This window comes from Candidatus Limnocylindrales bacterium, from assembly GCA_035571835.1.
GTDB lineage: Bacteria > Desulfobacterota > Binatia > UBA1149 > CAITLU01 > DATNBU01.
Window position 1 is genome coordinate 112,928 of record DATNBU010000033.1, and the last position, 22,859, is coordinate 135,786.

General features: G+C 65.6%; 27 protein-coding genes and 1 tRNA gene. 11 read left to right on the plus strand and 17 right to left on the minus strand.

Annotation, left to right across the window (positions count from 1 at the left end; translation table 11 throughout):
• Positions 1 to 16 precede the first annotated feature (16 nt).
• Positions 17 to 1,012, minus strand: coding sequence for a hypothetical protein (locus VN634_15100; GenBank protein ID HXC52211.1), 996 nt, complete (start codon positions 1,010 to 1,012; stop codon positions 17 to 19).
• Between the two features lie 62 nt (positions 1,013 to 1,074).
• On the opposite strand from VN634_15100, the gene VN634_15105 reads away from it, so the two are divergent.
• A complete protein-coding gene (locus VN634_15105; GenBank protein ID HXC52212.1) occupies positions 1,075 to 1,515 on the plus strand; it encodes an SRPBCC family protein in 441 nt (146 codons plus the stop codon).
• A gap of 196 nt (positions 1,516 to 1,711) precedes the next feature.
• Here the strand turns inward: VN634_15105 and VN634_15110 are convergent.
• Positions 1,712 to 1,787: transfer RNA gene (locus VN634_15110), tRNA-Ala, on the minus strand.
• Positions 1,788 to 1,981: 194 nt separating this feature from the next.
• Between VN634_15110 and VN634_15115 the strand changes: the two genes are divergently transcribed.
• From VN634_15115 to VN634_15145, 7 genes are all read left to right on the plus strand, one after another.
• Positions 1,982 to 2,599: a 2,3-diphosphoglycerate-dependent phosphoglycerate mutase gene (locus tag VN634_15115; GenBank protein HXC52213.1), complete on the plus strand. Its 618-nt coding sequence runs from the start codon at positions 1,982 to 1,984 to the stop codon at positions 2,597 to 2,599.
• The gene (locus VN634_15120; GenBank protein ID HXC52214.1) at positions 2,596 to 3,615 is read left to right on the plus strand and encodes a lysylphosphatidylglycerol synthase transmembrane domain-containing protein; all 1,020 of its coding nucleotides are present in this window, start codon (positions 2,596 to 2,598) and stop codon (positions 3,613 to 3,615) included. The genes VN634_15115 and VN634_15120 overlap by 4 nt, the downstream gene beginning before the upstream one ends.
• A gap of 12 nt (positions 3,616 to 3,627) precedes the next feature.
• Entirely contained in the window at positions 3,628 to 5,001 is a 1,374-nt protein-coding gene (locus tag VN634_15125; GenBank protein HXC52215.1) for a replication-associated recombination protein A, read from the plus strand.
• A 64-nt stretch (positions 5,002 to 5,065) separates the two neighbouring features.
• Positions 5,066 to 5,650, plus strand: a complete 585-nt coding sequence (locus tag VN634_15130; GenBank protein HXC52216.1) for a Uma2 family endonuclease — start codon at positions 5,066 to 5,068, stop codon at positions 5,648 to 5,650.
• A gap of 157 nt (positions 5,651 to 5,807) precedes the next feature.
• On the plus strand, positions 5,808 to 6,188 hold the full coding sequence (locus tag VN634_15135; protein ID HXC52217.1) for a YciI family protein: 381 nt from the start codon (positions 5,808 to 5,810) through the stop codon (positions 6,186 to 6,188).
• Positions 6,185 to 7,441, plus strand: a complete 1,257-nt coding sequence (locus VN634_15140) for an RNA polymerase sigma factor (GenBank protein ID HXC52218.1) — start codon at positions 6,185 to 6,187, stop codon at positions 7,439 to 7,441. Before VN634_15135 ends, VN634_15140 begins: the two co-directional genes overlap by 4 nt.
• Before the next feature lie 79 nt (positions 7,442 to 7,520).
• Complete coding sequence (locus VN634_15145) at positions 7,521 to 7,991, plus strand: SRPBCC family protein (protein ID HXC52219.1); 471 nt, start codon at positions 7,521 to 7,523, stop codon at positions 7,989 to 7,991.
• Between the two features lie 77 nt (positions 7,992 to 8,068).
• On the opposite strand, the gene VN634_15150 is transcribed toward VN634_15145, so the two are convergent.
• Together VN634_15150 and VN634_15155 are read right to left on the minus strand one after the other, a co-directional pair.
• Positions 8,069 to 8,653: a LemA family protein gene (locus VN634_15150; GenBank protein HXC52220.1), complete on the minus strand. Its 585-nt coding sequence runs from the start codon at positions 8,651 to 8,653 to the stop codon at positions 8,069 to 8,071.
• Between the two features lie 59 nt (positions 8,654 to 8,712).
• Positions 8,713 to 9,408, minus strand: coding sequence for a TPM domain-containing protein (locus VN634_15155; GenBank protein ID HXC52221.1), 696 nt, complete (start codon positions 9,406 to 9,408; stop codon positions 8,713 to 8,715).
• Here VN634_15155 and VN634_15160 point away from each other — a divergent pair.
• Positions 9,392 to 9,640, plus strand: a complete 249-nt coding sequence (locus tag VN634_15160; protein ID HXC52222.1) for a hypothetical protein — start codon at positions 9,392 to 9,394, stop codon at positions 9,638 to 9,640. The two genes, VN634_15155 and VN634_15160, sit on opposite strands and share 17 nt — an antisense overlap.
• Here the strand turns inward: VN634_15160 and VN634_15165 are convergent.
• Positions 9,627 to 10,337 (minus strand): hypothetical protein, encoded by a 711-nt coding sequence (locus tag VN634_15165; protein ID HXC52223.1) that lies wholly within the window; start codon positions 10,335 to 10,337, stop codon positions 9,627 to 9,629. The two genes, VN634_15160 and VN634_15165, sit on opposite strands and share 14 nt — an antisense overlap.
• Positions 10,338 to 10,605: 268 nt before the next feature.
• On the opposite strand from VN634_15165, the gene VN634_15170 reads away from it, so the two are divergent.
• Together VN634_15170 and VN634_15175 are read left to right on the plus strand one after the other, a co-directional pair.
• Positions 10,606 to 11,790, plus strand: coding sequence for a right-handed parallel beta-helix repeat-containing protein (locus tag VN634_15170; protein HXC52224.1), 1,185 nt, complete (start codon positions 10,606 to 10,608; stop codon positions 11,788 to 11,790).
• A 10-nt stretch (positions 11,791 to 11,800) separates the two neighbouring features.
• On the plus strand, positions 11,801 to 12,292 hold the full coding sequence (locus tag VN634_15175) for a hypothetical protein (protein HXC52225.1): 492 nt from the start codon (positions 11,801 to 11,803) through the stop codon (positions 12,290 to 12,292).
• A gap of 100 nt (positions 12,293 to 12,392) precedes the next feature.
• Here the strand turns inward: VN634_15175 and truA are convergent, their stop codons facing one another.
• From truA to frr, 12 genes are all read right to left on the minus strand, one after another.
• Positions 12,393 to 13,145 carry a tRNA pseudouridine(38-40) synthase TruA gene (gene truA, locus VN634_15180; protein HXC52226.1) on the minus strand — a complete coding sequence of 251 codons (753 nt, stop codon included), beginning with the start codon at positions 13,143 to 13,145 and terminating at the stop codon, positions 12,393 to 12,395.
• A gap of 115 nt (positions 13,146 to 13,260) precedes the next feature.
• Positions 13,261 to 14,832 (minus strand): 2-isopropylmalate synthase, encoded by a 1,572-nt coding sequence (locus VN634_15185; GenBank protein HXC52227.1) that lies wholly within the window; start codon positions 14,830 to 14,832, stop codon positions 13,261 to 13,263.
• Between the two features lie 316 nt (positions 14,833 to 15,148).
• Positions 15,149 to 15,967, minus strand: coding sequence for a CDP-diacylglycerol--serine O-phosphatidyltransferase (pssA, locus tag VN634_15190; protein ID HXC52228.1), 819 nt, complete (start codon positions 15,965 to 15,967; stop codon positions 15,149 to 15,151).
• Entirely contained in the window at positions 15,964 to 16,641 is a 678-nt protein-coding gene (locus VN634_15195; GenBank protein ID HXC52229.1) for a phosphatidylserine decarboxylase, read from the minus strand. Before VN634_15195 ends, pssA begins: the two co-directional genes overlap by 4 nt.
• A gap of 40 nt (positions 16,642 to 16,681) precedes the next feature.
• Positions 16,682 to 17,698 (minus strand): ketol-acid reductoisomerase, encoded by a 1,017-nt coding sequence (gene ilvC / locus VN634_15200; protein ID HXC52230.1) that lies wholly within the window; start codon positions 17,696 to 17,698, stop codon positions 16,682 to 16,684.
• Positions 17,695 to 18,243, minus strand: a complete 549-nt coding sequence (gene ilvN / locus VN634_15205; GenBank protein HXC52231.1) for an acetolactate synthase small subunit — start codon at positions 18,241 to 18,243, stop codon at positions 17,695 to 17,697. The genes ilvC and ilvN overlap by 4 nt, the downstream gene beginning before the upstream one ends.
• 97 nt (positions 18,244 to 18,340) lie before the next feature.
• On the minus strand, positions 18,341 to 18,586 hold the full coding sequence (locus tag VN634_15210) for a YdcH family protein (protein ID HXC52232.1): 246 nt from the start codon (positions 18,584 to 18,586) through the stop codon (positions 18,341 to 18,343).
• Positions 18,587 to 18,690: 104 nt separating this feature from the next.
• Entirely contained in the window at positions 18,691 to 19,488 is a 798-nt protein-coding gene (gene tsaB / locus VN634_15215) for a tRNA (adenosine(37)-N6)-threonylcarbamoyltransferase complex dimerization subunit type 1 TsaB (GenBank protein HXC52233.1), read from the minus strand.
• On the minus strand, positions 19,485 to 20,570 hold the full coding sequence (gene rseP / locus VN634_15220) for an RIP metalloprotease RseP (GenBank protein ID HXC52234.1): 1,086 nt from the start codon (positions 20,568 to 20,570) through the stop codon (positions 19,485 to 19,487). The genes tsaB and rseP overlap by 4 nt, the downstream gene beginning before the upstream one ends.
• A gap of 62 nt (positions 20,571 to 20,632) precedes the next feature.
• Complete coding sequence (locus tag VN634_15225) at positions 20,633 to 21,433, minus strand: phosphatidate cytidylyltransferase (GenBank protein HXC52235.1); 801 nt, start codon at positions 21,431 to 21,433, stop codon at positions 20,633 to 20,635.
• A complete protein-coding gene (locus tag VN634_15230; protein ID HXC52236.1) occupies positions 21,434 to 22,258 on the minus strand; it encodes an isoprenyl transferase in 825 nt (274 codons plus the stop codon). It abuts the gene before it with no gap.
• Position 22,259: 1 nt separating this feature from the next.
• Positions 22,260 to 22,817 carry a ribosome recycling factor gene (frr, locus tag VN634_15235; protein ID HXC52237.1) on the minus strand — a complete coding sequence of 186 codons (558 nt, stop codon included), beginning with the start codon at positions 22,815 to 22,817 and terminating at the stop codon, positions 22,260 to 22,262.
• Positions 22,818 to 22,859 lie beyond the last annotated feature (42 nt).

The following is a 22,859-nucleotide window of genomic DNA, read 5'->3' on the forward strand; positions in this document are numbered from 1 at the left end:
CTCGACTCCGCGAGACTTAGCCACCAAAGCATTCCTCCAGGGTTTTCTGCGGCTGGAATCCGAGCAGCGCGGTTGCGCGTCGCCCGTCGGCCAGCGTTCTCCAGCGAAGATGGGCGCCGTCGGTGGCCGACGGCGCAATGCGGTCGGCGATCGGGCCCGGCACCGCCGGCGCCACGATCCCGGCCATCGCGAACAGGCGCGAGAGCGGAATCACCGAGCGTCCGACGATGTTCAGCACCTCGCCGCAGCGCTGGTCGATCGCGAGCGCGACGGCGCGCACAAGGTCCTCGTAGTGCACGACCTGGCACGGCGGATCATAGCCGAGCACGCGGATCGGAAGCCGCGCGCGCAGCATGGCGGCAAGCGGACTGTCCATCGCACCGGCCAGCGGGGCGCGGGCCGAAGCGCCTGCGCGCTGCGCGCCGCCGAATACGCTCGCGGTGCGAAGCACTCCGACGCCAGCCTCGGCTCCGACTGCCCATGCCACGATCCTGCGCTCGCAATTGCGGAGCTCCTGCGCCCAGCGTGCGCAGGCCGACGCGAATACGGTCTCGCGCGGCAGCGCGCTCTGCTCGTCGAAGACCAGCGGCGAAGCTGGCGCGACGCCGTAGACGGCGGTCGACGAAAGAAGCAGGACATGCGGCGGCTGGCCGCCAAGCTCGACGAGCCGGGTCAGTGCAGACGTGACGGAAGTCGTGATCGCGATGTCCGAAACCCACGGCTCCGCCGGCGTGACCGGCGACTCCGACAGACAGGTCAGTGCAAGCACGGCGGGACGCAGCTCGAGCAGAAGATCGCAGAGCTCGCGTGCGCACGCCGGCGACGACGGATCGAGACATGGAACCGCGGCCGGCAGGCCTTGATTTTTCACAGGAAAAAAATCTGTACCTGTCCCCTTTTTGATTTCGACGACGACGATGCGGCGGTCGGCGGCTTCGGCGACGAGCGTGCGGACGACGTCGTGTGCGAGCGCGCCGCTGCCGAGGATCACGATCGTTTCGCGCGCGGCCACGGCGCGGCATAGCGCCACACGTATTTTGACAAGTCGAGCACCGCCCCCTAGCTTCCCGCGCGGTGGAATCGCAGACGCACACCGAGGTCGTTCGCGCGCCGATCGAGCTTTGTTTCGCGACGCTCGTCGACTTTGCCGAGTATCCGAGCTGGTTCCGCGTGATCCGCAAGGCCACGATCGAAAATGCCGACGATGCCGCCGGCCGCTGGACCGTCCGCTTCGAGCTCGACGCGATCCTGAAGACGATCACGTACACCCTCGATTACGACAGCGAGCGCCCAAGCCGCCTGACGTGGAAAATGAAGGAAGGCGACCTCAAGGCGATCGACGGCGAGTACCAGCTTGTCGAGCTCGAGCCCGGCCTGACCGAGGCAACCTGCACGCAGTCGATCGACGTCGGACTGTGGGTGCCCGGCCTGGTCCGGCGCGCCTTCGAGCAGACGGCGATCGTCGACTCGGTGCGGGAATTCAAGCAGGCCGCGGAGGCGCGCGCGGGCGTGTGATACCGCGCCATCATGGGTCGTCGGCAACGACTCGTGCCGAGGCTCGGAGTGCCGGAAGTTGTGAGCCTGCGCACTGACTGCGCGTCAAACCTGCAGCAACGAACGCAACGAAAAACGCCGGCTCCTTTCTGGAGCCGGCGTCTTTTCATGAACGCGCGTAACCGCGTCGGTCATGCGCTTTGCCGCTTGTCAGAGTTGGTGGAGACGAACGGGATCGAACCGTCGACCTCCTGAATGCCATTCAGGCGCTCTCCCAGCTGAGCTACGTCCCCTCGAGCGCGGCGGCGGGACATTAGCCGGGTCGCGGTGACGGGACAACCACGCTCCGACGCTTCGCGCTAAACGCTCTGCCCCACATCCGGGCGTGGACTGGCGCGCAGTTCGGCCATAAAGTCAGCCGCCCCATCGCGGATGCAGCGCCCGTTGCTGCCTGCTGCGATGACGAGCTGCTTTCAAGGAGTACCCGGTGCCGACTCTCGCTCTCGTCCGTCATGGTCAATCGCAATGGAACCTCGAGAACCGGTTCACCGGGTGGGTCGACGTTCCACTGACCGAGCTCGGCCGCACCGAAGCGGCCCGCGCCGGCGAGCTGCTGAAAGAAACCGGCATCCATTTCGATTGCGCGTTCACGTCCGATCTTGCGCGCGCGCAGGAAACGCTTCGCATCGTGCTCGACAGGCTTGGCACGAACGGAATTCCGATCGAGCGCGACAAGGCGCTCAACGAGCGCCACTACGGCTCCCTGCAGGGACTCAACAAGGCGGAAACCGCCGAGAAGTACGGCAAGGAGCAGGTCCACATCTGGCGGCGAAGCTACGACATCGCTCCGCCGGAAGGCGAAAGCCTCAAAGACACTGCCGCGCGCACGCTCCCGTATTTCGAAAAACGGATCCTTGCCGAGATCGCCGCCGGCAGGAACGTGCTCGTCGCCGCCCACGGCAACAGCCTGCGCTCGATCGTGATGGAGCTCGACAAGCTCACGCGCGACCAGGTGCTCGAGCTCAACATCGGAACCGGCGTGCCGCTCGTCTACGACATCGACCGCGGCGGTAAAGTCCTGTCGAAGAGAATCCTCGAGCCATGACGAAGCAGCACGCCATCGGCAAGATGGCCGCCGGAACGGCGGTCGGAGCATTCTGCCTGTGGCTTGCGCTGCACAAGGTCGACATGTCCGAGGTCGGGGCTGCGCTCGAGAGCTTCGATTCGCGCTGGCTCATCGCGGCGTTCGCCGTCAGCCTCGCGCTCCAGGTCCTGCGCGCGTGGCGCTGGCAGATCGAGCTGACGCCGCTCGCCGTCATTCCGTTCCCGCTGATGTGGTCGATCACGTCGGTCGCCTACATGATGATCAACGTGCTGCCGTTCCGCCTCGGCGAGCCCGTGCGCCCGCTGCTGCTTTCGTGGAAGACCGGCCTTCCGGTTCCGGCGATCGTCGGCAACTGGGTGTTCGAGAAGATGATGGACACGGCCGTCCTTCTGATCCTGCTGCACGCCACGCTGATGATGGCCGACCTGCCGCCGTGGGCGCATCACGCTTCGATGGGAAGCTTTTTCATGTTCGCGGGCATGCTCGCGCTCGTCGTCGGCTTCTGGCTGCACGGTGAGAAGTTCTTCGATCGCGCAATCGCGCCGGTGCTGTCCGAGCACTCGTGCGGGAAGGTGCGCAAGGTGCTGATCGCCGCGCGCGCGGGTCTGCAGATCCTTCCCGAGCGCCGGCTCGTCGCCAAAGTCTTCGTGGTCTCGATGGCGCTGTGGCTGCTTCCGATTCTTTCGAGCTGGCTTCTCATCCGCGGCTTCGGCTTCGACGTGCCGGTCGCCGCCGCGTTCGTCATCTTCGTCTGCGTCGGCCTCGGCACCGCCGTGCCGAATCCGCCGGGAATGATCGGCGTGTTCCAGATCGCGTCGGTCGCCGCGCTCGGCCTCTACGGCATCGATCAGCCGAAGGCCGTCGCGTACGGTCTCGTGCTGAACGCGGTGCAGCTGCTTTCGCTCGTCGCTCAGGGTGCGATCGCGATGCCGTGGGTCGGCGTCGGCCTCGGCACGATGACGCGCGCAGCAGTCGAAACCCGCGGCACCGATCCGTGCCATGCGACCACGAGATAGGCGGCCTGTCCGGTGAGCAAGCGCCGGCAGACGTCCCTGTTCGAAGAACCCGACGACTCCGAGGAGCGCGAAGAACCGGCGACCGCCGGTCGGCGCGCCCGCCGCAAGGCCGACGACCTTTCCGAAGCGGTTTCGCACGACGCACGTCCCGAGCGCGAGCGCGTCCCGCTTGCCGAGCGGATGCGTCCGATGACGGTCGACGAGCTTGCCGGACAGGCAAAGATCGTCGGGCCCGGAACGTTTCTCGGCGGCATGCTGCGCGGCACCACGCCGCCGCGCTCGCTGCTGCTGTGGGGACCTCCGGGCAGCGGCAAGACGACGATCGCACGCCTTCTCGCCGGCCGCACCGGTTACGAGCTCGCCACGCTGTCGGCGGTGCTCGGCGGCATCAAGGACCTTCGCGAGCTGCTCGCCGAAGCGCGCGAGCGACGCCGCGCCCAGGGCAAGGGAACGATTCTTTTCGTCGACGAGATCCACCGCTTCAACAAGGCGCAGCAGGATGCGTTCCTGCCGCACGTCGAAAGCGGCGACATCGTGCTGGTCGGCGCGACCACCGAGAATCCGTCATTCGAGGTCAATGCGCCGCTGCTGTCGCGCTGCCGCCTGGTCGTGCTCGAGCCGCTTTCCCACGATGACATCGCAAGCGTGATCGATCGTGCGCTGACTGACCGCGAGCGCGGGCTCGGCGAGCTCGAGCTTGCGATCGACGACGACGCGAAGGCGTTCCTTGCCGGCATGGCCCAGGGCGATGCGCGCGGTGCGCTCGGCGCGCTCGAGGTCGCCGCCGATATCGCCGTTGCGACCGGGATGCGCCGGATCGACCGCGCGCTGGCGGAAGAGGCGCTGCAGAGAAAGGCGATCCGCTACGACTCCTCCGGCGAGGAGCACTACAACGTCATCTCGGCGTTCATCAAGAGCATGCGGGCGAGCAACGTCGATGCGTCGATCTACTGGCTCGCGCGCCTGATCGAAGCCGGCGAGGATCCGCTCTTCATCGCACGCCGCATGGTGATCTTCGCGAGCGAGGACATCGGCCTTGCGGATCCGCACGCGCTGCCGCTCGCAATCGCGGCGCGCGATGCTTTGCATTTCGTCGGAATGCCGGAGGGACGCATTCCGCTTGCCCACGCGGTCGCGTACCTGGCCGGTGCACCGAAATCGAACCACGCGTACATGGCCATCGGCGAGGCGCTCGCCGAAGTTCGCGAGAGCGGCGCGCTGCCGGTGCCGCTGCATCTGCGCAACGCACCAACCGGAATGATGAAGAAGCTCGGATACGGCCGCGATTACGCGTATCCGCACCCGGATGCGGAAAAGGCCGCCGGTCAGCAGTACCTTCCCGATGCCCTCAAAGGCCGGAAGTTTTTCCGCCCGAAAGACAAATGATCCTCATGTGATGAGTCAGCGCGACGCTCTTTTCGAACGTCTTTTTCGCGAGTAGAATCGCGTCATGTCGGAGTCGCCCGAGAGCTCGGCGTATACCGCGCAGCGATACTTTGCGCTTGCCGAAGAGGGCCTGCTGTCGCCCGATGAGCGGGTCGAGCTGCTCGAAGGACTCATCGTCGCGATGGCGCCGCAGTCGCCTGCGCACGCGGCGGCGGTCTGGCGGACAACCCATGCGCTCGAACGATGCGTCAGCCAGGGGGCGATCGTACGTGCGCAATGTTCGTTCATTGCCTCGGAGTTTTCGGTGCCCGAGCCTGACGTCTGCATCGTCGAAGGCAGCATCGAGGATTACGAGCGCGTTCATCCGAGCCGGGCGCTGCTGATCGTGGAAATCGCCTCGAGCAGCCTCGCGCCGGATCGCCTTACCAAAAGCCGCATCTACGCAGCGGCCGCGATTCCCCAGTACTGGATTGTCAATCTGCGTGACGGCGTCGTCGAGTCGTACACCGATCCGGACCCGCCGGCCCGCGTCTACAAACGAACTGTTGTACACCGACGTGACGAGACGATTCGTGTCGTCGCGCTGCCGGAATGCTCGGTTCGGGTGGAGGACCTGTTCCCGCGCGAGCGCCCCGCTTCCAGCGACTGACCGCCGCAGCCGAGTGAGACAGCCGGCAGTTTGCCCGTCATCGCTCACGAACGAACCGTTGATTGGCAGTTTTTCTTCATCCGGATGTCGGCTCCGGCTATGGTCCGTCGTCCTTGAGCAAGTTGGCTGCCGCAATGAGCAGCCGGGAGACTGCGCCATGCTGTACGCCGTGCTCTGCTACAACTCCGAAGAGATGGTCTGCGCGTGGACCAAGGAAGAGGACGACGCCGTGATGGCGAAGCTCTCCGTCGTTCACGACAAGTGGGACAAAGCCGGGAAGCTCAAGCCGTCGATCCGCCTGCTTCCGACGTCGGCCGCCACGACTCTCCACAAAACCAGAGACCTCGTCGTCGACGGTCCGTACGCGGAAACCAAGGAGCAGCTTCTCGGCTTCTACATCGTCGACGTCAGCGGACTCGAAGAAGGCCTCGCGTTCGCACGCGAGCTCGCTGCCGCAAACCCCGGCGGAGCGTACGAGCTGAGGCCGATCCGGCTCTACCTCCCGGGTAATGCCGTCGAGGCCGTCTACTCGCGATGACCGATCCGGCCTGGATCGAAGCGGCGCTGGTCTCGGCCAGGCCGCAGGCGGTGGCCGCGCTGCTGCGCTACTTCCGCGATCTCGATTCGGCCGAGGAAGCGTTCCAGGAGGCCAGCCTGCGGGCGCTCAAGCACTGGCCGGTCAACGGCCCGCCACGTGACGCGACGGCATGGCTGATCATGGTCGGCCGCAACGCGGCGCTCGATGCCGTGAAGCGCCGCGCGAGGAACGCGCCGCTCCCCGACGAAACGCTGCTTCCCGATCCCGAGGAGATCGACCTCGCCGAACGCCTCGACGAGAGCGGCTATCGCGACGACATCCTGCGCCTGCTGTTCGTCTGCTGTCATCCGGATCTCCCGTCGACGCAGCAGATCGCGCTGGCGCTGCGCATCGTATCCGGACTTTCCGTAAAACAGCTGGCGCGCGCGTTCCTCGTCAGCGAGGACGCGATGGAGCAGCGCATCACGCGTGCGAAAGCGCGGATCGCCGGTGCCGGCGTTCCGTTCGAGACGCCCGGCGCCGCAGAGCGAGTCGAACGGCTCGCCGCGGTCCTTGCGATGATCTACCTCGTCTTCAACGAGGGTTATTCGGCCGGACCGGGTGACGATGCGCGCGCGCAACTTGCCGACGAAGCGATCCGCCTCGGCCGGCTGCTGCTGCGCATGTTCTCGTCCGAGCCCGAAGTGATGGGGCTGCTCGCGCTGATGCTGCTTCACCATTCGCGCTCCATCGCACGCTTCGACGCGAACGGCGAAGTCATCCTGCTCGAAGACCAGGACCGCAACCTGTGGCGCAGCGCGATGATCCAGGAAGGCCTTGCGCTCGTCGACAAGGCGATCCGTCATCGAAGCCCCGGTCCGTACCAGGTGCAGGCCGCGATCGGCGGGCTTCATGCGCGTGCGCGAACATTCGAAGAAACCGACTGGAATTCGATCGAACGGCTGTACGAGGCACTCGAGCGGATGCAGCCGTCGCCGGTCGTCACGCTCAACCGTGCGGTCGTCGTCTCGAGGATTCGCGGGCCGCAGGCTGCGCTTGATCTCATCGATCCGCTCGAGGCGCGCCTGTCCGGATACTTCCACTTCCACGGGGCGCGCGGAGCGCTGCTGCTCAAGCTCGGCCGCAGGAAAGAGGCTCACCAGGCCTTCGACCGCGCGATCTCGCTGGCGAATACGCCGGCCGAAGCCGCCCATATCCGCATGCACATCGACCGGCTGACCACCGATCCGGCCGACGCGGACAACGGAGAATAATTTCGCGCCGCTGTCGGAACCGCCCGTGCCCGCGCGTTCCTTGGTCAACTGGCCCGAATCCCCGAACAGGAGAACCGCAATGACCACCACCAATACCGACCGACAGCTCGTGCTGACCCGCGTGATCGATGCAACGCCGGAGAAGATCTTCCGCTGCTGGACGACGCCCGAGCTGCTGCAGAAATGGTTCGCGCCCAAGCCGTGGACGACTCCGGTCGCCGAGCTCGACGTACGCGCCGGCGGCGCCAGCAACATCGTGATGCGCTCGCCCGAAGGTGCCGATTATCCGGCGCCCGGCATCTATCTCGAGGTCGTTCCCAACCGGAAGCTCGTGTTCACCGATGCATTCTCGGCGGGCTGGATTCCGGCGGGCGAGCCTTTCATGACCGCCGAGATCACGCTCGAACCGACGGCCGACGGCAAGACCGTCTACACCGCGACGGCGCGCCACTGGACCTCCGAAGCCTGCGAGCGCCACATCAAGATGGGTTTCCACGAAGGCTGGGGTCAGTGCACGACGCAGCTCGAGGAGCTGGCGAAGTCGATCTGACTTCGGCTGGCGGATGGCAGCGACGTCACGCCGACTTCGCGAACCCACGAACGCGAAGTCGGCATGATCTCACGTCGTCAGAACTTCACTTCCGGCACGGCCTTCGCGGACTCGGGCGCTTCGAAGTACGGGCGCGGCCCGAAGCCGAACAGACGACCGAGCAGATTGGTCGGAAAGCTCTTCGCCGTCGTGTTGTAGGTCTGCGCGGCTTCGTTGTAGCGCATGCGTGCTACGGCCAGCCGGTTTTCGGTGCCGGCAAGCTCGTCCTGCAGGCGCAGGAAATTCTGGTCGGACTTGAGCTCGGGATATTTCTCGACGACCACGAGCAGACGCGACAGCGCGCTGCTCAGCTCGTTCGATGCCGCCATCGCCTCGGCCGGATTACCTGCACCGGCAACGCGACTTCGTGCTTCGGTGACCTTGATCAGCACGTCTTTTTCCTGCTGTGCGAAGCCTTTGACGGTGTTGACCAGATTCGGAATCAGATCGTTGCGGCGCTGGAGCTGGTTCTGGACTTCGCTCCACGCCGAGTCGACGGCTTCGTTCTGGCGGACGAGCGTGTTGTAGCCGCAGCCCGGCAACGTCAGCAGTGCGATCCATCCAAAGATCGTCCCGGCCCACGCGAGCGCGGCTGACGTCCTTGTCGTCTTCGAATGCTTCATGGCAGGGGTCATGGGTATTGTGCTTCGCATCATCGTTGTTTCCTCTTTGAGCTTGGTCGCTACCAGCTGCGGCCCGCGCCGCCTCCGCCGAAGCCTCCGCCTCCCCCGCCAAAACCACCGCCGAAACCGCCGCCTCCTCCGAACCCTCCACCGAATCCGCCACCCATCGGTCCGCCGAATCCGCCTCCCCAGAAGATCGGATGATAACGGCGACGCCGCCCGCCGAAGACGGTCCTCGACAGGAACATCCATACGAACAGGATCAGCAGAAGCGTGCCGAGCGAGAATCCCTGGCGCGGGCGCGATGACGGCGGCGCGGCTTCGCCGCCGTATTCGGTCTTCAGGATGCGTGCGATCTCGGTCATTCCGGCACGAATCCCGCGCGCATAGTCGCCGCTTCGAAAACCCGGAATCACGAAGCGATCGAGAATCGCACCCAGTCGTCCGTCCGGCAGCACGCCTTCGAGGCCGTAGCCGGTAAAGAATCGCGCCCGGTGATCGTCGACCGCGACCAGCAGCAGCAGGCCGTCGTCCTTTTCGGCGCTGCCGAGCTTCCAGGCCTTGAGCACCTTCATTCCATACGTGAACTCGTCGAGCGGCGCGGTGGTGCGAACGGTCAGCACGGCGATCTCGGCGCTGGTCGCCTGCTTGACGTCGTACGCGAGGCTTTCGAGCACGCGCTCGTCGTCGGAATCGAGAATCTCCGCGACATCGACGACCGGACCCGCGAGCGGCGGAATGCCGGGCTCACGCAACGGCGCGGTCTGCGCGGATGGCGATGCTGACGGTGTCGGTGCCGGCGGTGTCGGTGCGGATGGTATCGGCGCGGATGGCGACGAAGACGGCGGCGGCGCGGCGCCAGGGCGCGAGCTCTCGCGCGGCACCGTCTCGACCGGAATCGCGGCAAAGAGCGCAGGCGAAGCCGTGACGACGGTGGCCGCAAGCACTGCGCCCGCGAAGATGCTGCGGGTTCTCATGGCCGCGTAATCCTGTCCGCGGCACGCGCGAGCTCGGTGAGCTCGGACAGATAGCGATGGAAAAGAGGCTCGATGTCAGCGGCCGGCGGAGGCTTGCCCTGTTCGCGCGCCGCCTGGATCGTGCGGAACGTTTCGAGCGAAATGCCGAGGGCGCGTTCGACCTCGCGGGTGTTCACCGCAGCGACAGCCGTGCGTTCGCGTCCGGCAAGCATGAGCAGCCCGCGCATGATTGCCTCGAATCCCGAGCTGCTGTCGAGCATCAGGATCTGCAGGCCGCGCTTGTCGGAAGCTTCCGCCAGGAACGCCTGGCGAAGATGCAGGACCTTGCCTTTGAGTTGCTGCTCGACTTCGAGGCGAAGGTGATCATGGTCGATCGCAAGGCCGTCGAGCGGATTGCTGCCGCCCCACAGCAGCTCGCACGAATCCATCAGCGTCAGGATTTCGAGCGGAAAGACGTCGCACGACGTGGCCAGGTACTCGTCGTCGAGAAGCAACGGCAGCGCAACTCCTTTGCGCCGCTGCGTTACTCCGGCGACCTGGCGAAGCAGCGGCGTGGTGATGCGGCTCACGATCATCACCGTCGATACCGAGTCGGTACGGATTCCGGTGTCGCACTGTACGAGGACGGCGCGCAGGTCCGCACCGAGCGCCGAGGCGCAGTCCGTGGCGAAACGAAGCGCCTTTTCACGGTTGGTGTCCTGACCCACTGAACATCAGTTTAATGCCGTAACGGGCCGGGTCGAGCCCGCTGGCCACCGGCGAGGCACAAAGAGATGGTCGAAGCGGAGATATTCGGCGGATGAGGCCGCCTCGCATATCTCGCGGTGCCGCATTTCTGCCCCGGACCGCGACGCAGGCATTGACGGGTCAATCTCCGGCAACGTAGGATCCCGCGCGCGCAACGGAACACTCGCGGCGGGTCGCGCGCTGCCGCACAACATCACCGAAGCTCCCGTGCTCGGATCTGGAGGGACCATGGCACACGATCGTGAACGACGAATGCTTCTGGCCGGTATCGGCGCAGCGGGCGCACTGGCCATCGCGCGAACGGCTCGAGCCGCGGGTTGCGGCGACGCGGGGCCGCTCGGTCCAACGGGACCGACCATGCGCGATCTCTCCAGCAAGATCGCACCGGACGAAGAGGCCGTCGGCGAAGCACGCAAGGCGATCACGGGCTGCCCGTCCACGGTGACTGCGCAGTTTTCGATCACCGAAGAAGGCGTCTACTACATGACCGGCAACATCGACGGTGAATCGGGGAAAGCCTGCATCGAAATTCTCTGCGACAACGTCGAGATCGAGTGCGACGGCTTCCTGTTTCGCGGCGTGCCCGGCACGCTCGAATGCATCCGGACGCCGAGCGCGCAGCAATGCATCGGGATCTACGACGCCGGCTTCGTCGACTGGCAGCACACCTGCATCGACCTGTCGAACTCGGCGTACTGTTACTGCGAAGAGCTGTGGTTTCATCGCTGCGATTCCAGCTCGAACCCGCTCGGGCTTGGTGCGGCGACGCTCGGTGCCGCCGGAACGTTCGATGACTGCAGCGTGCTCGCCTGTACGCATGGCCGGCTCGCGGCCGGTCGCGACAGCATCTTCGAGGAATGCGCGGTCGTCGACAGCACGGGCGGCGGGCTCTACTCGCCCGGCCCCTGCACCATGGAGGACAACTTCGTGCTGAACAACGACGGCACCGGCATGGAGCTCGGTGCCGCGGGCGGAGTCATCATCAACAGCCGCGTCTGCAGCTGCCCGATCGGCTTGTACGTCTCGTCGACCAGCGGCCAGCACAGCAGTGTCGTCGCGGAAAACGACATCAGCGACTGTGTCACCGGCGTAGAGATAGCCGCCTCGGACGTGACGCTCGAGGAAAATTACGTAGGACGGTGCACGAAGGCCATCATCATCTCGGGATCGGCCACGCGCGTGATCGTCGATGACAACCACTGTCCGGGCTCGTCGAGCACCGCGATCACGCTCGAGAACACGACGTCGCGCTGCCTGGTGATCTGCAACGCCGTCGCAACTCCCCCGGGAGTCCCTGGCTACGCGCTCAGCGGCGCGAACTCTTGGGGTCCCATCGTCAGCGCCGTCGGTGTCGGCGACATCACCGCCAGCACCGGAACTTCCAGTGACCCGCATACGAACTTCGAGCACTGAGGTGAACACCATGAGAAAAAATCTGATTCTCGCAGTTGCCTCGGTTCTTCTGGCGGAGCGTGCCTCGGCCGGCCCGCTCGACAGTCCGCTTCCCACCCTTTCCACTGGAAAGGCCTCGCTCGTCGCGACGGTTTCCGGCGTGGTCAACGCGGCCGGGCTCGCGACGTTCTTCTCGTGCACGAACCAGTCGTCGGAGGCCGTCCAGATGACTGTCGGAATCTTCGTCGACGACGGCGGTGACCCGTGCAACGACGAAGCGACGGCTGCGGTCACGGTCCCGCCTGGCGGAACCAGGGTGATGTCCACGCAGAACAACGTTCAGTCGTCGTACTTCTCGACGAACCCGGTTTCGGTGACCGACATGTTCATCGCGATCGGCTCGGCGAGAGTACTCTCGACGGGCAAAGGCATGGCGTGCTCGTCGTGGGTGGCGGACGTCTATGACTCGCCGCCGTCGTCGAGCTACTCGCTCGCCATGGCGTTCCGCGGCAAGCAGAAATAGGCGCGATATGCTCGACTGGTCGGTGGCTGCGCAAGGCTGACACAAAATCGAAATCGGGGACAGACACGGATTTGCGGAAATCGGTGTCTGTCCCCGATTTTCATGCGTGCTCGAGCTCGGGCGGATATTCGACGCGGACCAGCGAGAGGCCGGCAGCGGGAGCCGTCCGACCGTTGAGCATGCGCGACCCGCCGCCCAGCAACTCCACGAACGTCTCCTCGTCGAGCTTGCCGACGACCACGTCCACCATCGACCCGACCAGCGTTCGCACCATCTGCTTCAGGAATGCGTTGGCGGACACGCGGTACGTGTACACGGCACCATCGCGCGTCCAGACGCTTTCGGTCACGAATCGCCGGGTGCTCGGCGATTCGCAATCGGCGGCACGAAACGCGGCAAAATCGTGTTCGCCGGCCAGCATTCGTGCAAGCCGCTGCAGCTGCTCGAGGTCGAGCGGGGCGATGACGTGCCAGCTGCGGTCGCGCAGGAACGGCGACGGAGGGCGCGCGTTGACGATCGTGTACTCGTAGGTTCGCGACAGTGCGTGGCGGCGCGGATCGAATGCATCATTGGCGCGCGCCAGGTCGACGATCGAGATGCTCTTGTCGGTCAGCGCGTTGACGGCAAGGAAGAGGCGCTCGAGATCGGTGTCGTCGGCGACATCGAATGCGATCACCTGGCCGCTCGCGTGCACGCCGGCGTCGGTGCGTCCGGACGAATGCACGCGAACCGGGCTGCGCGTGAAGATCGCGAGCGCGCGCTCGAGCTCACCCTGGACCGTCGGCTGATCCGGCTGAAGCTGCCAGCCCGCCCACTTCGTTCCCAGATACTCGACTGTCCCACGTACGCGCATCGATTTTGCTGAGGAATTTAAATGGGGACAGGTACATTTTCCGCGCCAGGTTCCACTCGCCGCGAACCATTCCGCGAATCTTCAGCGAAATTTTAAATGTACCTGTCCCCTTTTCCTACGGGCCGACGGTTGCGGCGGCCGAGGTTGAGTCGCCGCGCAGGCGGGCGCGGCGGCTTTCGAGGCGGTTGAGCGCGTCGACGAACGCGAGCGCGCTCGCCATGACGACGTCGGTGTGCGCGCCGTGGCCACGCACGCCGATTCCATCTTCGCGCACGAAGCAGCTCACGTCGCCGATGGCATCGGTGCCGCCGGTGATGCCCTTGACCTGGTAGCTCTCGAGCTTGGGGTCGAGGCCGGTCGCCTCCTTGATCGCGCGGTAGCACGCATCGACGATGCCGTCGCCTTCCGCCGTGCAGCGCCTGACGTCGCCGGCGATCGCGAGCTCGATGCTGGCCCGCGGCGAGCCGTGCATGGTCGACGCGACCTCCACGTTCCTCAGCTCGAAGCGTCCTTCATCCTCGGTGTCTTCGGCGCAGATCGCGAACAGGTCTTCGTCGTAGACTTCCTTCTTCTTGTCGGCGAGGTCCTTGAAGCGCGCGAACGCATCGTTGACGTCGACGTGCTCCAGGTTGATGCCGAGCTCGCGCAGGCGCCCGACAAACGCGTGCCGGCCCGAGTGCTTGCCCAGCACCAGCGAATTGCTGAGCCGCCCGACCGACTCCGGCCGCATGATCTCGTACGTGAGCTTGTTCTTCATGACGCCGTCCTGGTGGATGCCGGCCTCGTGCGCGAACGCATTGGCTCCGACCACGGGCTTGGTCGGTGCGATCGCCACGCCGATCGTCTTCGACAGCGTCTGGCTGGCCGGATAGATCTGCTTCGTCTTCACGCGCGTGGTGACGCCGAAATGGTCACGCCGCGTATCGAGAGCCATGACGACCTCTTCGAGCGACGTGTTGCCGGCGCGCTCGCCGATGCCGTTGATCGTGCACTCGACCTGGCGCGCGCCGCCCTCGACGGCGGCCAGCGAGTTCGCGACCGCGAGGCCGAGGTCGTTGTGGTTATGCGTGCTCCAGATCACGCGATCGCCGCCAGGCGTGCGGGTCTTGAGCGCGTGGAACAATGCGCGCAGCTGCTCGGGCACCGCGTAACCGGTCGTATCCGGCACGTTGCAGACGACCGCTCCGGCCCGGATCACCTCGCCGAATACCTGGATCATGTAATCGGTGTCGCTGCGCGATGCGTCCTCGGCGGAGAACTCGATGTAGTCGACGTGCCTCTTCGCCCGCTCGACGGCCCAGACCGCGGCGTCGATGACTTCCTGGCGGCTCATGTTGAGCTTGTGCTCCAGGTGCAGGTCGGACGTTGCGATGAACATGTGGATGCCGGGCTTCGCTGCACCATCGACTGCAGCCAGCGCGCGCTCGATGTCGCTTTCACGCGGGCGCGCGAGGCTGAGCACGACCGGGCCCGTGACGGCGTGCGCCACCGCGCGCACCGCTTCGAAATCGCCGGGCGACGCGGCCGCGAAGCCGGCCTCGATCACGTCGACGCCGAGGGCTTCGAGCTGGCGCGCGATCACCAGCTTCTCGTCGACGTTCATCGTGCAGCCGGGCGACTGCTCGCCGTCGCGCAGTGTCGTATCGAAAATCCGTACCCAGTCGTCGTTGCCGTTGTGGTCGCTCATCACTTCTCTCCGTGCGTGCCCGCATGCCGGGCGGCTGCTGCTACGCTCAGTTCCGGGCGTGCCTGCTGCACGCTCCAGTACGCTGTTGGCGGATCCCACACTGGCCAGAAACACGAAAGCCGCGGGGACCCGCGGCTTTTACTAGTCTTCTCGTCCGCGGGTTTCGGTTTTGCTTCCCGCCCGCGGCTCGAAGGGATGTCGCCGTAGCTACACCACCGCCGAAGCCCCGGACGGGCATCTAAGGAGCAGCAGCGCGCTGGAAATTTCGAAGGAGCGGAACATCGGGGGCAACCCTATCCGTGGTCGGTGTCGGGTGTCAACCGTGATCGCGAAGCGGATCCTTGTCGAGCGGGTCGTCGTGACCGAGATCGCCGAACGCGGGCTCGCCTTTTCTCCACGAGACCAGCGCCATGAGCGGCCCCGACGCGACGTAGATCGAGATGCCGATGAAGATGAACGGCTGGTACGCGGCAAGCGCAAAGCTGAGCAGCAGGACCGCCACGACGAGCCGTGAAAGCGGCTGGCGCCCGTGCAGCTTGAGATTCTTGAAGCTTGTGTAGCGTACCGTGCTGACCATCAGCAGCGCGAGCGCATAGGTCAGCAGCAGCAGCGCCACGTGCTTCGGCGGAAGGCCCGAGCGTCCGACGTAGCGATACATCAGCACCACCGACGCGAGCATGGCCGCCGAGCCCGGCACCGGCAGGCCGAGGAAGAATCCGGTGTCGACTCGTCCGATCAGAAGATTGAATCGCGCAAGGCGGATCGCCGAGCAGATCACGTAAAGGCCGACGGCCGACCAGCCCCAGACACCCCACGGCATCAGCGCCCATTTGTAGATCAGCAGTCCGGGAGCGACGCCGAACGATACGAGATCGCAGAGCGAGTCGTACTCGATGCCGAAGCGGCTCGTCGAATTCGTCATGCGCGCGACGCGCCCGTCGAGGCTGTCGAAGATCTGCGCGGCAAGGATCGCGAGCGCAGCCGACGCGTAGTTGCTCTGCATCGTCTGCACGAGCGAGTAGATGCCGCAGAACAGCCCCATCGACGTGATGAGATTCGGCAGCAGGAAGATGCCGCGGCGCGGAACCGAGTCCTGCAGAAGTGCGAGCCTGGTGCCGCGTCGTCTCGGTCTCACGATGTTCCTCCGGCGGCCGACTCGAGGTGCGCGAGCGTCGTCTGGCCCGCGCGGACCGTCTGTCCGACCTTGACCGCAAGCCTGGCCTCGGGCGGCAGATAAACATCCACCCGCGACCCGAACATGATCAAGCCGAATCGCTCGCCGCGCGCCAGACGAGCCGGCGGCTCGACGCGGCAGATGATCCGGCGCGCCAGCCAGCCCGCGATCTGCACGACCACGACCTCGGCACCGGCCGCCGTTCGCAGCAGCAGTGAATTCGATTCGTTGATGTCGCCGGCATCCGAGCGGTACGCCGCGCCGAACTTGCCGGAGCGGTGATCGGCTTTGACGAGCGACGCGGCGACCGGCGAGCGGTTCACGTGCACGTCGAGCGGCGACATGAAGATGGCGATCTTGACGTTCGACCCGTTCGAGAACCGATGCGGTGGTGCGCCGCTCTCGGCGAACACCACGCGGCCGTCGGCAGGGCTGACGACGGCCGACGGATCGTTCGGCGCGGTGCGGTCGGGATCGCGAAAGAACAGCAGCACGCCGACGGCCAGCAGGGCCGCGACGACGAATACGGCAATCCCGCAGGTGATGCTCAGCGAAGCGGCGGCGACGGCGCCTGCCGCAACCGCAGCGGCGGCCGCGATCGTCGCGACGGTGCGTCCTTCCGCAGCGAACTTCACCAGCGGGTTCTCCCGGCAAGCCCAGTTTGGATTGGACCGATCAATTCCTGGCGCGATCGACGAGGCGATCCTTCTGCAGCCACGGCATCAGTGCGCGCAGCTTGGCGCCGACCTTCTCGATCGAATGGTTCTCGCCTTCTTTCTGCAGCTCGTGGAAATGCGGCAGGCCGCACTTGTATTCGGTGATCCACTCGTCGGCGAACTTGCCCGACTGGATCTCGCCGAGGATCTGCTTCATCGCGGCGCGCGTCTCGTTGCCGACCACGCGCTTGCCGCGCGTAAGGTCGCCGTACTCGGCGGTATTGCTGATCGAGTAGCGCATGTTCGCGATGCCGCCTTCGTACAGAAGATCGACGATCAGCTTGGTCTCGTGCAGGCACTCGAAGTACGCCATCTCCGGTGCGTAGCCGGCCTCGACGAGCGTCTCGAATCCGGCGCGGATGAGCTCGGTCAGGCCGCCGCACAGGACTGCCTGCTCGCCGAACAGATCGGTTTCGGTCTCTTCACGGAACGTCGTTCCGATCACCGCTGCGCGCGTTCCGCCGATCGCGGCTGCATAGGCGAGCGCGACCGCTTCGGTATCGCCGGGGCCGTCCTGATGGACTGCGAGCAGACACGGCACGCCCATGCCTTTTGCGAACTCGCTGCGCACGAGATGTCCCGGGCCTTTCGGTGCGACCATGAACACGCCCGAGTCGGCCGGCGGAACGATCTTCTTGAAATGGATGTTGAAACCGTGCGCCACCGCAAAGTACGCGCCCTTCTTCAGATGCGGTCCGATCTCGGCCGCATACAGCTCGCCGGCGAGCTCGTCGGGCACGAGCATCATCACGACATCCGCTTTTGCAGTGGCGTCGGAGACAGGGAACACCTTGAAGCCGGCCGCTTCGGCTTTGGCCGCCGATCCGCTGCCGGCACGCAGGCCGATGATCACGTTGACCCCGCTGTCGCGCAGGTTCATCGCATGCGCGTGCCCCTGGCTGCCGTATCCGAGAACCGCGACGGTCTTTGACGTGATCTTTTCGAGCTGTGCTTCGCTCTTGTCGTAAATCTTCATCCGAGGTTCTCCTTGACTCCTTCAGGCTGGGCGGCGGGCGCATCGAACGCGAGCAGGCGCTCGCCGCGATAGAGCGCCGCGCTGCCGGTGCGCGCGATTTCCTTGATTCCGAGCGGCTCGAGAAGACGCAGCATCGCGTCGATCTTCTCCTGCGCACCGGTAATTTCGATGATGCAGACGCTGGTGCCGACGTCGACGACGTTGGCACGAAAGATATTGACGATGTTCATCACTTCGGCGCGCGTCGCGCTGCCGAATGCCACCTTGATCAGCGCGAGCTCGCGTTCGACGTATTCGCCTTCGCGAAAGTCGACGATGCCGATGATCGAAACCATCTTGTAGAGCTGCCGGGTGACCTGCTCGAGCACCGACGCGTCGCCGCGTACGGTCAGCGTGATGCGCGAAACCGACGGGTCGAGCGTCTCGGCCACCGAAAGGCTTTCGATGTTGTATCCACGGCCGCTGAACATGGCCGATACGCGCGACAGCACGCCGAACTCGTTCTCGACGAGTATGGATATCGTGTGCTTCGGCGATTCGTTCATCGGTTGGACTCCTTGCGAGGGAACAAGCGTCCCCATGACCCGGCCGCGATCGGCCCGGGGGCACTCAGCTCGCGAATGATTCGGTCGGGCTCTGCGATCAGGACCCGGAAGAAACCTGCCCGCGCTGGCGATATTCGCCAAGGAAGCGCGCGATGCGGTCTTTCTCGACGAGCTTCTGCTTCTGCAGCTCGCGACGATGCAATTCTTCTTCGGTCGTCAGGTGCGGCCGCTGGGTCAGATCGTCGACCTCGGCCTTCAGTTGCGCATGCCTCTCGTAGGATCGTCGAAGTTCCGCATGTTCGGGGGCAAGCGACTTCACCAATTCTTCGTCACGTGGATCCATAGCGTTCTCCTGGGCGTTTGCTTGCGCAGCGGGCGCGAACGTTAGTTCTGCCTCGTCCGGTTGTCAAATGGATGCGACTCGGAAAAACGAGTCTTTTCAATGAGTTACTCACGAGTCATCGAAACGTTCCGGACATTCGGCGCGGGCCGGATCGCGGCCAGTCCGACGTAGACGGGAAGCAGTGCGCCGGTGGTTGTCACTTTGCCGGCGCGCAGCCGGCTCGCGGCAAGAACGGCAAGGCGCGCAAACGACTCCGGCGCAGGCACGCGCAGCTCGATCCCTGCCGCGTGCGCCACCGCAGCGAGGTCCGCGGACGCCGACCACGAGGAGGGCGCGAGCCCGACGGCCGACGAGGGAATAACGGCAATCGTGCCGCGGTCGCGAAGCGACACGACGCGGCCGGGAACCTCGCCGTCGTCGATCGTCTCCGGCTCGACGATCTCGTCGATTTCGTTGTCGCCGCACCGGTACACGCCAACCAGCGAACGGCCTTTTCCCGCCGGCCAGACGGCGATCACCGTCTCGCCTGGCCGAGCCGCGCGCCACGCGAGCAGCTCGAGCGCCCCGACCGAAACGGCCGGCAGGCTTTCCGAGAATGCGAGGCCGCGCAGAAACGCGAGCCCGGAGCGCAGGCCGGTATACGAGCCCGGACCAACGACCGCTGCGACGGCCGCGAGATCCTGAGGACCGCACCCGCGCCGCGCCAGCAGGGAAGATGCGTGGCTGGCGAGGTCCTCTGTGCGCGAGAATCCGCGATCGGCCGGAAGCATGGCGACATCGATCCCGGCGCCGCCGGCCACGGCCGGATCGACGGACAGCCCCGTGCCGACGTCCGCAAGCACCAGGCCGGCCTCGGCGCCGGACGTATCGATGGCAAGGAGAAGCTGGACGGCTGTGCTCACCCGGTCGCGATTCGAACGATGTCGTGGAAGATCACGAACAGCATCAGCGCACCGATCAGCATCATGCCGAAGCCGAGCGCGTACTCGCGCACGCGCAGCGACAGCGGCCGGCCGCGGACGGCCTCGATGCCCATGAACGCGAGATGACCGCCGTCGAGCACCGGGATCGGAAGCAGGTTCACGACCCCGAGATTGATGCTGATCAGCGCCATGAACAGCAGCAGCGGCTGAAGCCCGGACTGCGCATGCTTGCTGGCCTCGGCCACGACGAGGATCGGCCCGCCGAGGTCGGTGGCCGAGATGCGGCCCTGGATGAGCCGCCCGATGGTCTTGAGGATCATCGTACTGTCGTACCAGGTGCGCTCGACAGCCGAGAGGAACGCACCGCCGAAACCGATCGGCGTCAGATCGATCCCGCGGCTGATGCCGACCTGCCAGACCGACGGAATGACTTCCCCGAACGCGTCGTGCTGCTCGGCGAGAGTGGGGGTGATCTCGACCCTGCGGCTGCTGCCCGTTTCGTCGGTCACGTCGAGATGGAGCGTCTTGCCGCCGCTGGCGAGGATGGCGGCCACGAGGTCGTCCCACGTGGAGATCGTCTTGCCGTCGACCGCTGCGATCGTATCGCCGTGGCGAAGGCCCGCGGCAGCGGCCGGCTTGCCGGTCGCGACGTCATCGACGGTTGCCTTGTTCGAAGGCACCGCGACGCCGTAGGCAAGCGCGCAGCCGGTCAGCACGACGACCGCGAACAGCAGGTTGATGACCGGGCCGGCGACGACGATCGCCGCGCGCTGCCAGAGCGGTTTTACCGTGAATCCGCGCTTCGGATCGGCGGGCGCGTCGGCCGCGTCCCCGCCCTCCTCTTCGTATCCGGCCATGCGCACGTAGCCGCCGAGCGGCACCAGCGCCACGCGGTAGACCGTCTCGCCGAACTGCCTGGCGAAGACCGTCGGCCCAAAACCCATCGAAAAGACCCGGACTTCGACGTCGCACCACTTGCCGACGAGGAAATGACCGAGCTCATGGACGAAAATGACGACCGCAAGTACGAGGATTGCGGCCAGAAGACTGCCTGAAGCCATAGGGTCCTTTTTACACCGCGCAGGGCGGCACAAGAAATCAGGAATCGGCCGGCGGCGAAGGCTCAGGCCCAGGCGAGGCTCGCATAGTAATATATGAAGACGATCGGGAGGATCATGCTGTCGGTGCGATCGAGCACCCCACCATGCCCCGGAATGATCCATCCGGAGTCCTTGGCGTCGTACGCGCGCTTGATCATCGACTCCGACAGGTCGCCGAGCTGCGACAGCACCGACATCATCGCGGTCACCAGCATCGATTCGACGAAGCCGAAGCGTCGCACGAGGATCAGCTGGAACAGCGTTCCGATCACCACGGCCGCGGCGACGGAACCGACCGCGCCTTCGACCGTTTTGTTCGGACTGACCGTCGGCCACAGCTTCCGGTGTCCGTACGCGCGCCCCGCGAAGTAGCCGCCGGCGTCACTCGCCATCGCCGTCGCGAGCACGAAGAACACGAGGCCCGGACCGTGATCGATGTTGCGCAGCCACAGCAGGTGCGGAAGCAGCAGGCCTCCGTACAGCGCCGCGAACAGGATTTCGCCGGCGCCGACGACGCTCAGATTCATGTCTTCGGCAGTGGCGAGCGTGCCGAGCAGCACGCCGATCAGCGCCACGACGATCCCCGCCGACAGCGTCGCGCCGGACGAATCGACGAGCATCGACAGCGCAATGGCCATGCCCGCGCCGGCCGTCAGCATCTTCGCGCTCTGGATCTTGACCTTCTGCATCTCGGCGAGCTCGAGCAGCGAGACCAGCGTGCAGGCGAGCACGACCAGCGAATAGATTCCGGAGGGAGCGCGCAGGATCAGCCAGCTCAGCAGCGGAATCGCGACGATTGCAGTCAGGATACGCTGTCGGAGCATTCAGGCCTCCTGCCGTGCGCGCGCGGCCGGCGCCGCTTCTTTCTCAACCGGCGCCGCCTGTTGCGCGACCGGCGCCGCCTGTTGCGCAACCTGTGCCGCGGTCTTGCCGAAGCGCCTCTCGCGGCGTTTGTAGTCTTCGAGCGCGGCCAGGAACTCGGGGCGCCGGAAATCCGGCCACAGCTTGTCAGTCACGTAGATTTCGCTGTAGGCGACCTGCCACAGGAGGAAGTTCGACAGGCGCATCTCGCCGCTCGTGCGGATGAGAAGGTCGGGATCGGGCAAGCCCGCTGTCATCAGCGACGAAGAGAACATCTCTTCGTCGATGTCTTCGGGCGCGAGCTCGCCGTCGCGGACTCGGCGCGCGAGGCGCCGTGTGGCCGCGACGATCTCCTCGCGCGCGCCGTAGCTGACGGCAAGCTGAACGGTCATGCCTGTGTTGGTGCGCGTCGTGTGCTCGGCGGCGCGAAGGTCGGTGAGGACATCCTTCGGAAGACGGCGCAAGTTGCCGATCGCGCGCAGCCGGATGCCGTGACGCATCATCTTGCCGAGCTCGCTGCGCACGTAGCGGCGCAGCAGGTTCATCAGTGCGCCGACTTCGCGCTCGGGGCGCTCCCAGTTCTCGGTGGAAAACGCGTAGAGGGTCAGGACTTCGATCCCGATCTCGCGCGCGGTCTCGACGATCTCGCGGACGGATTCCTTGCCGCGGCGGTGGCCCTGGACGCGCGACAGGCCGCGCTGGGTCGCCCAGCGTCCGTTGCCGTCCATGATGATCGCCACGTGACGCGGCAATCCGGCTTTGTTCGGTTCGATTGCCGCAGCGCGCACGTCAGACCGACATGATTTCGTGTTCTTTGACCTTGGCGATCTCGTCGATCTGCGCGATCGTCTCGTCGGTCAGCTTCTGGACTTTGTCCGCCGCCACCCGGTGGTCGTCCTGCGAGATCTCCTTTTCTGCCTCGGCTTCCTTCAGGAGCTCGTTGGCATCGCGGCGATGGTTGCGCGCCGAAACCCTGTGGTGCTCGGCGTCTTTCTTGAGCTGCTTGACGAGATCCTTGCGGCGCTCCTGGTTGAGCTCGGGGATCGGAACGCGAAGCAGGTTGCCGTCGCTGACCGGCGACAGGCCGAGATCGGCGATGCGGATCGCCTTGTCGATCGCGCCGACCGTGCTCTTGTCGAATGGCTGCACGACGAGCAGCCGCGGCTCCGGCGCCGAGACCGTCGCGAGTTTGTTGAGCGGCGTCGAGCTGCCGTAGTAGTCGACGAAGACGTGATCGAGCAGCGCCGGGGTCGCGCGGCCCGCGCGGATGCGCGCGAGATCTTTTCGCAGAGACGCGATCGTCTCCTGCATCTGCGAGCGAAGGTCCTTGAGGATTTCGTCGATCATGTTCGTTCCCCGGCTGGATTGCGCCGGCGCACCATCTGACTG

Coding starts and splice junctions, on each gene's coding strand:
- VN634_15120 (HXC52214.1), top strand. CDS start 2,596: ATGACGAAGCAGCACGCCATCGGCAAGATGGCCGCCGGAACGGCGGTC.
- VN634_15130 (HXC52216.1), top strand. CDS start 5,066: ATGTCGGAGTCGCCCGAGAGCTCGGCGTATACCGCGCAGCGATACTTT.
- VN634_15135 (HXC52217.1), top strand. CDS start 5,808: ATGCTGTACGCCGTGCTCTGCTACAACTCCGAAGAGATGGTCTGCGCG.
- VN634_15140 (HXC52218.1), top strand. CDS start 6,185: ATGACCGATCCGGCCTGGATCGAAGCGGCGCTGGTCTCGGCCAGGCCG.
- VN634_15145 (HXC52219.1), top strand. CDS start 7,521: ATGACCACCACCAATACCGACCGACAGCTCGTGCTGACCCGCGTGATC.
- VN634_15150 (HXC52220.1), bottom strand. CDS start 8,653: ATGAAGCATTCGAAGACGACAAGGACGTCAGCCGCGCTCGCGTGGGCC.
- VN634_15160 (HXC52222.1), top strand. CDS start 9,392: ATGCCGGGCTCACGCAACGGCGCGGTCTGCGCGGATGGCGATGCTGAC.
- VN634_15170 (HXC52224.1), top strand. CDS start 10,606: ATGGCACACGATCGTGAACGACGAATGCTTCTGGCCGGTATCGGCGCA.
- VN634_15175 (HXC52225.1), top strand. CDS start 11,801: ATGAGAAAAAATCTGATTCTCGCAGTTGCCTCGGTTCTTCTGGCGGAG.
- truA (HXC52226.1), bottom strand. CDS start 13,145: ATGCGCGTACGTGGGACAGTCGAGTATCTGGGAACGAAGTGGGCGGGC.
- VN634_15185 (HXC52227.1), bottom strand. CDS start 14,832: ATGAGCGACCACAACGGCAACGACGACTGGGTACGGATTTTCGATACG.
- ilvC (HXC52230.1), bottom strand. CDS start 17,698: ATGAAGATTTACGACAAGAGCGAAGCACAGCTCGAAAAGATCACGTCA.
- ilvN (HXC52231.1), bottom strand. CDS start 18,243: ATGAACGAATCGCCGAAGCACACGATATCCATACTCGTCGAGAACGAG.
- VN634_15210 (HXC52232.1), bottom strand. CDS start 18,586: ATGGATCCACGTGACGAAGAATTGGTGAAGTCGCTTGCCCCCGAACAT.
- rseP (HXC52234.1), bottom strand. CDS start 20,570: ATGGCTTCAGGCAGTCTTCTGGCCGCAATCCTCGTACTTGCGGTCGTC.
- VN634_15225 (HXC52235.1), bottom strand. CDS start 21,433: ATGCTCCGACAGCGTATCCTGACTGCAATCGTCGCGATTCCGCTGCTG.
- frr (HXC52237.1), bottom strand. CDS start 22,817: ATGATCGACGAAATCCTCAAGGACCTTCGCTCGCAGATGCAGGAGACG.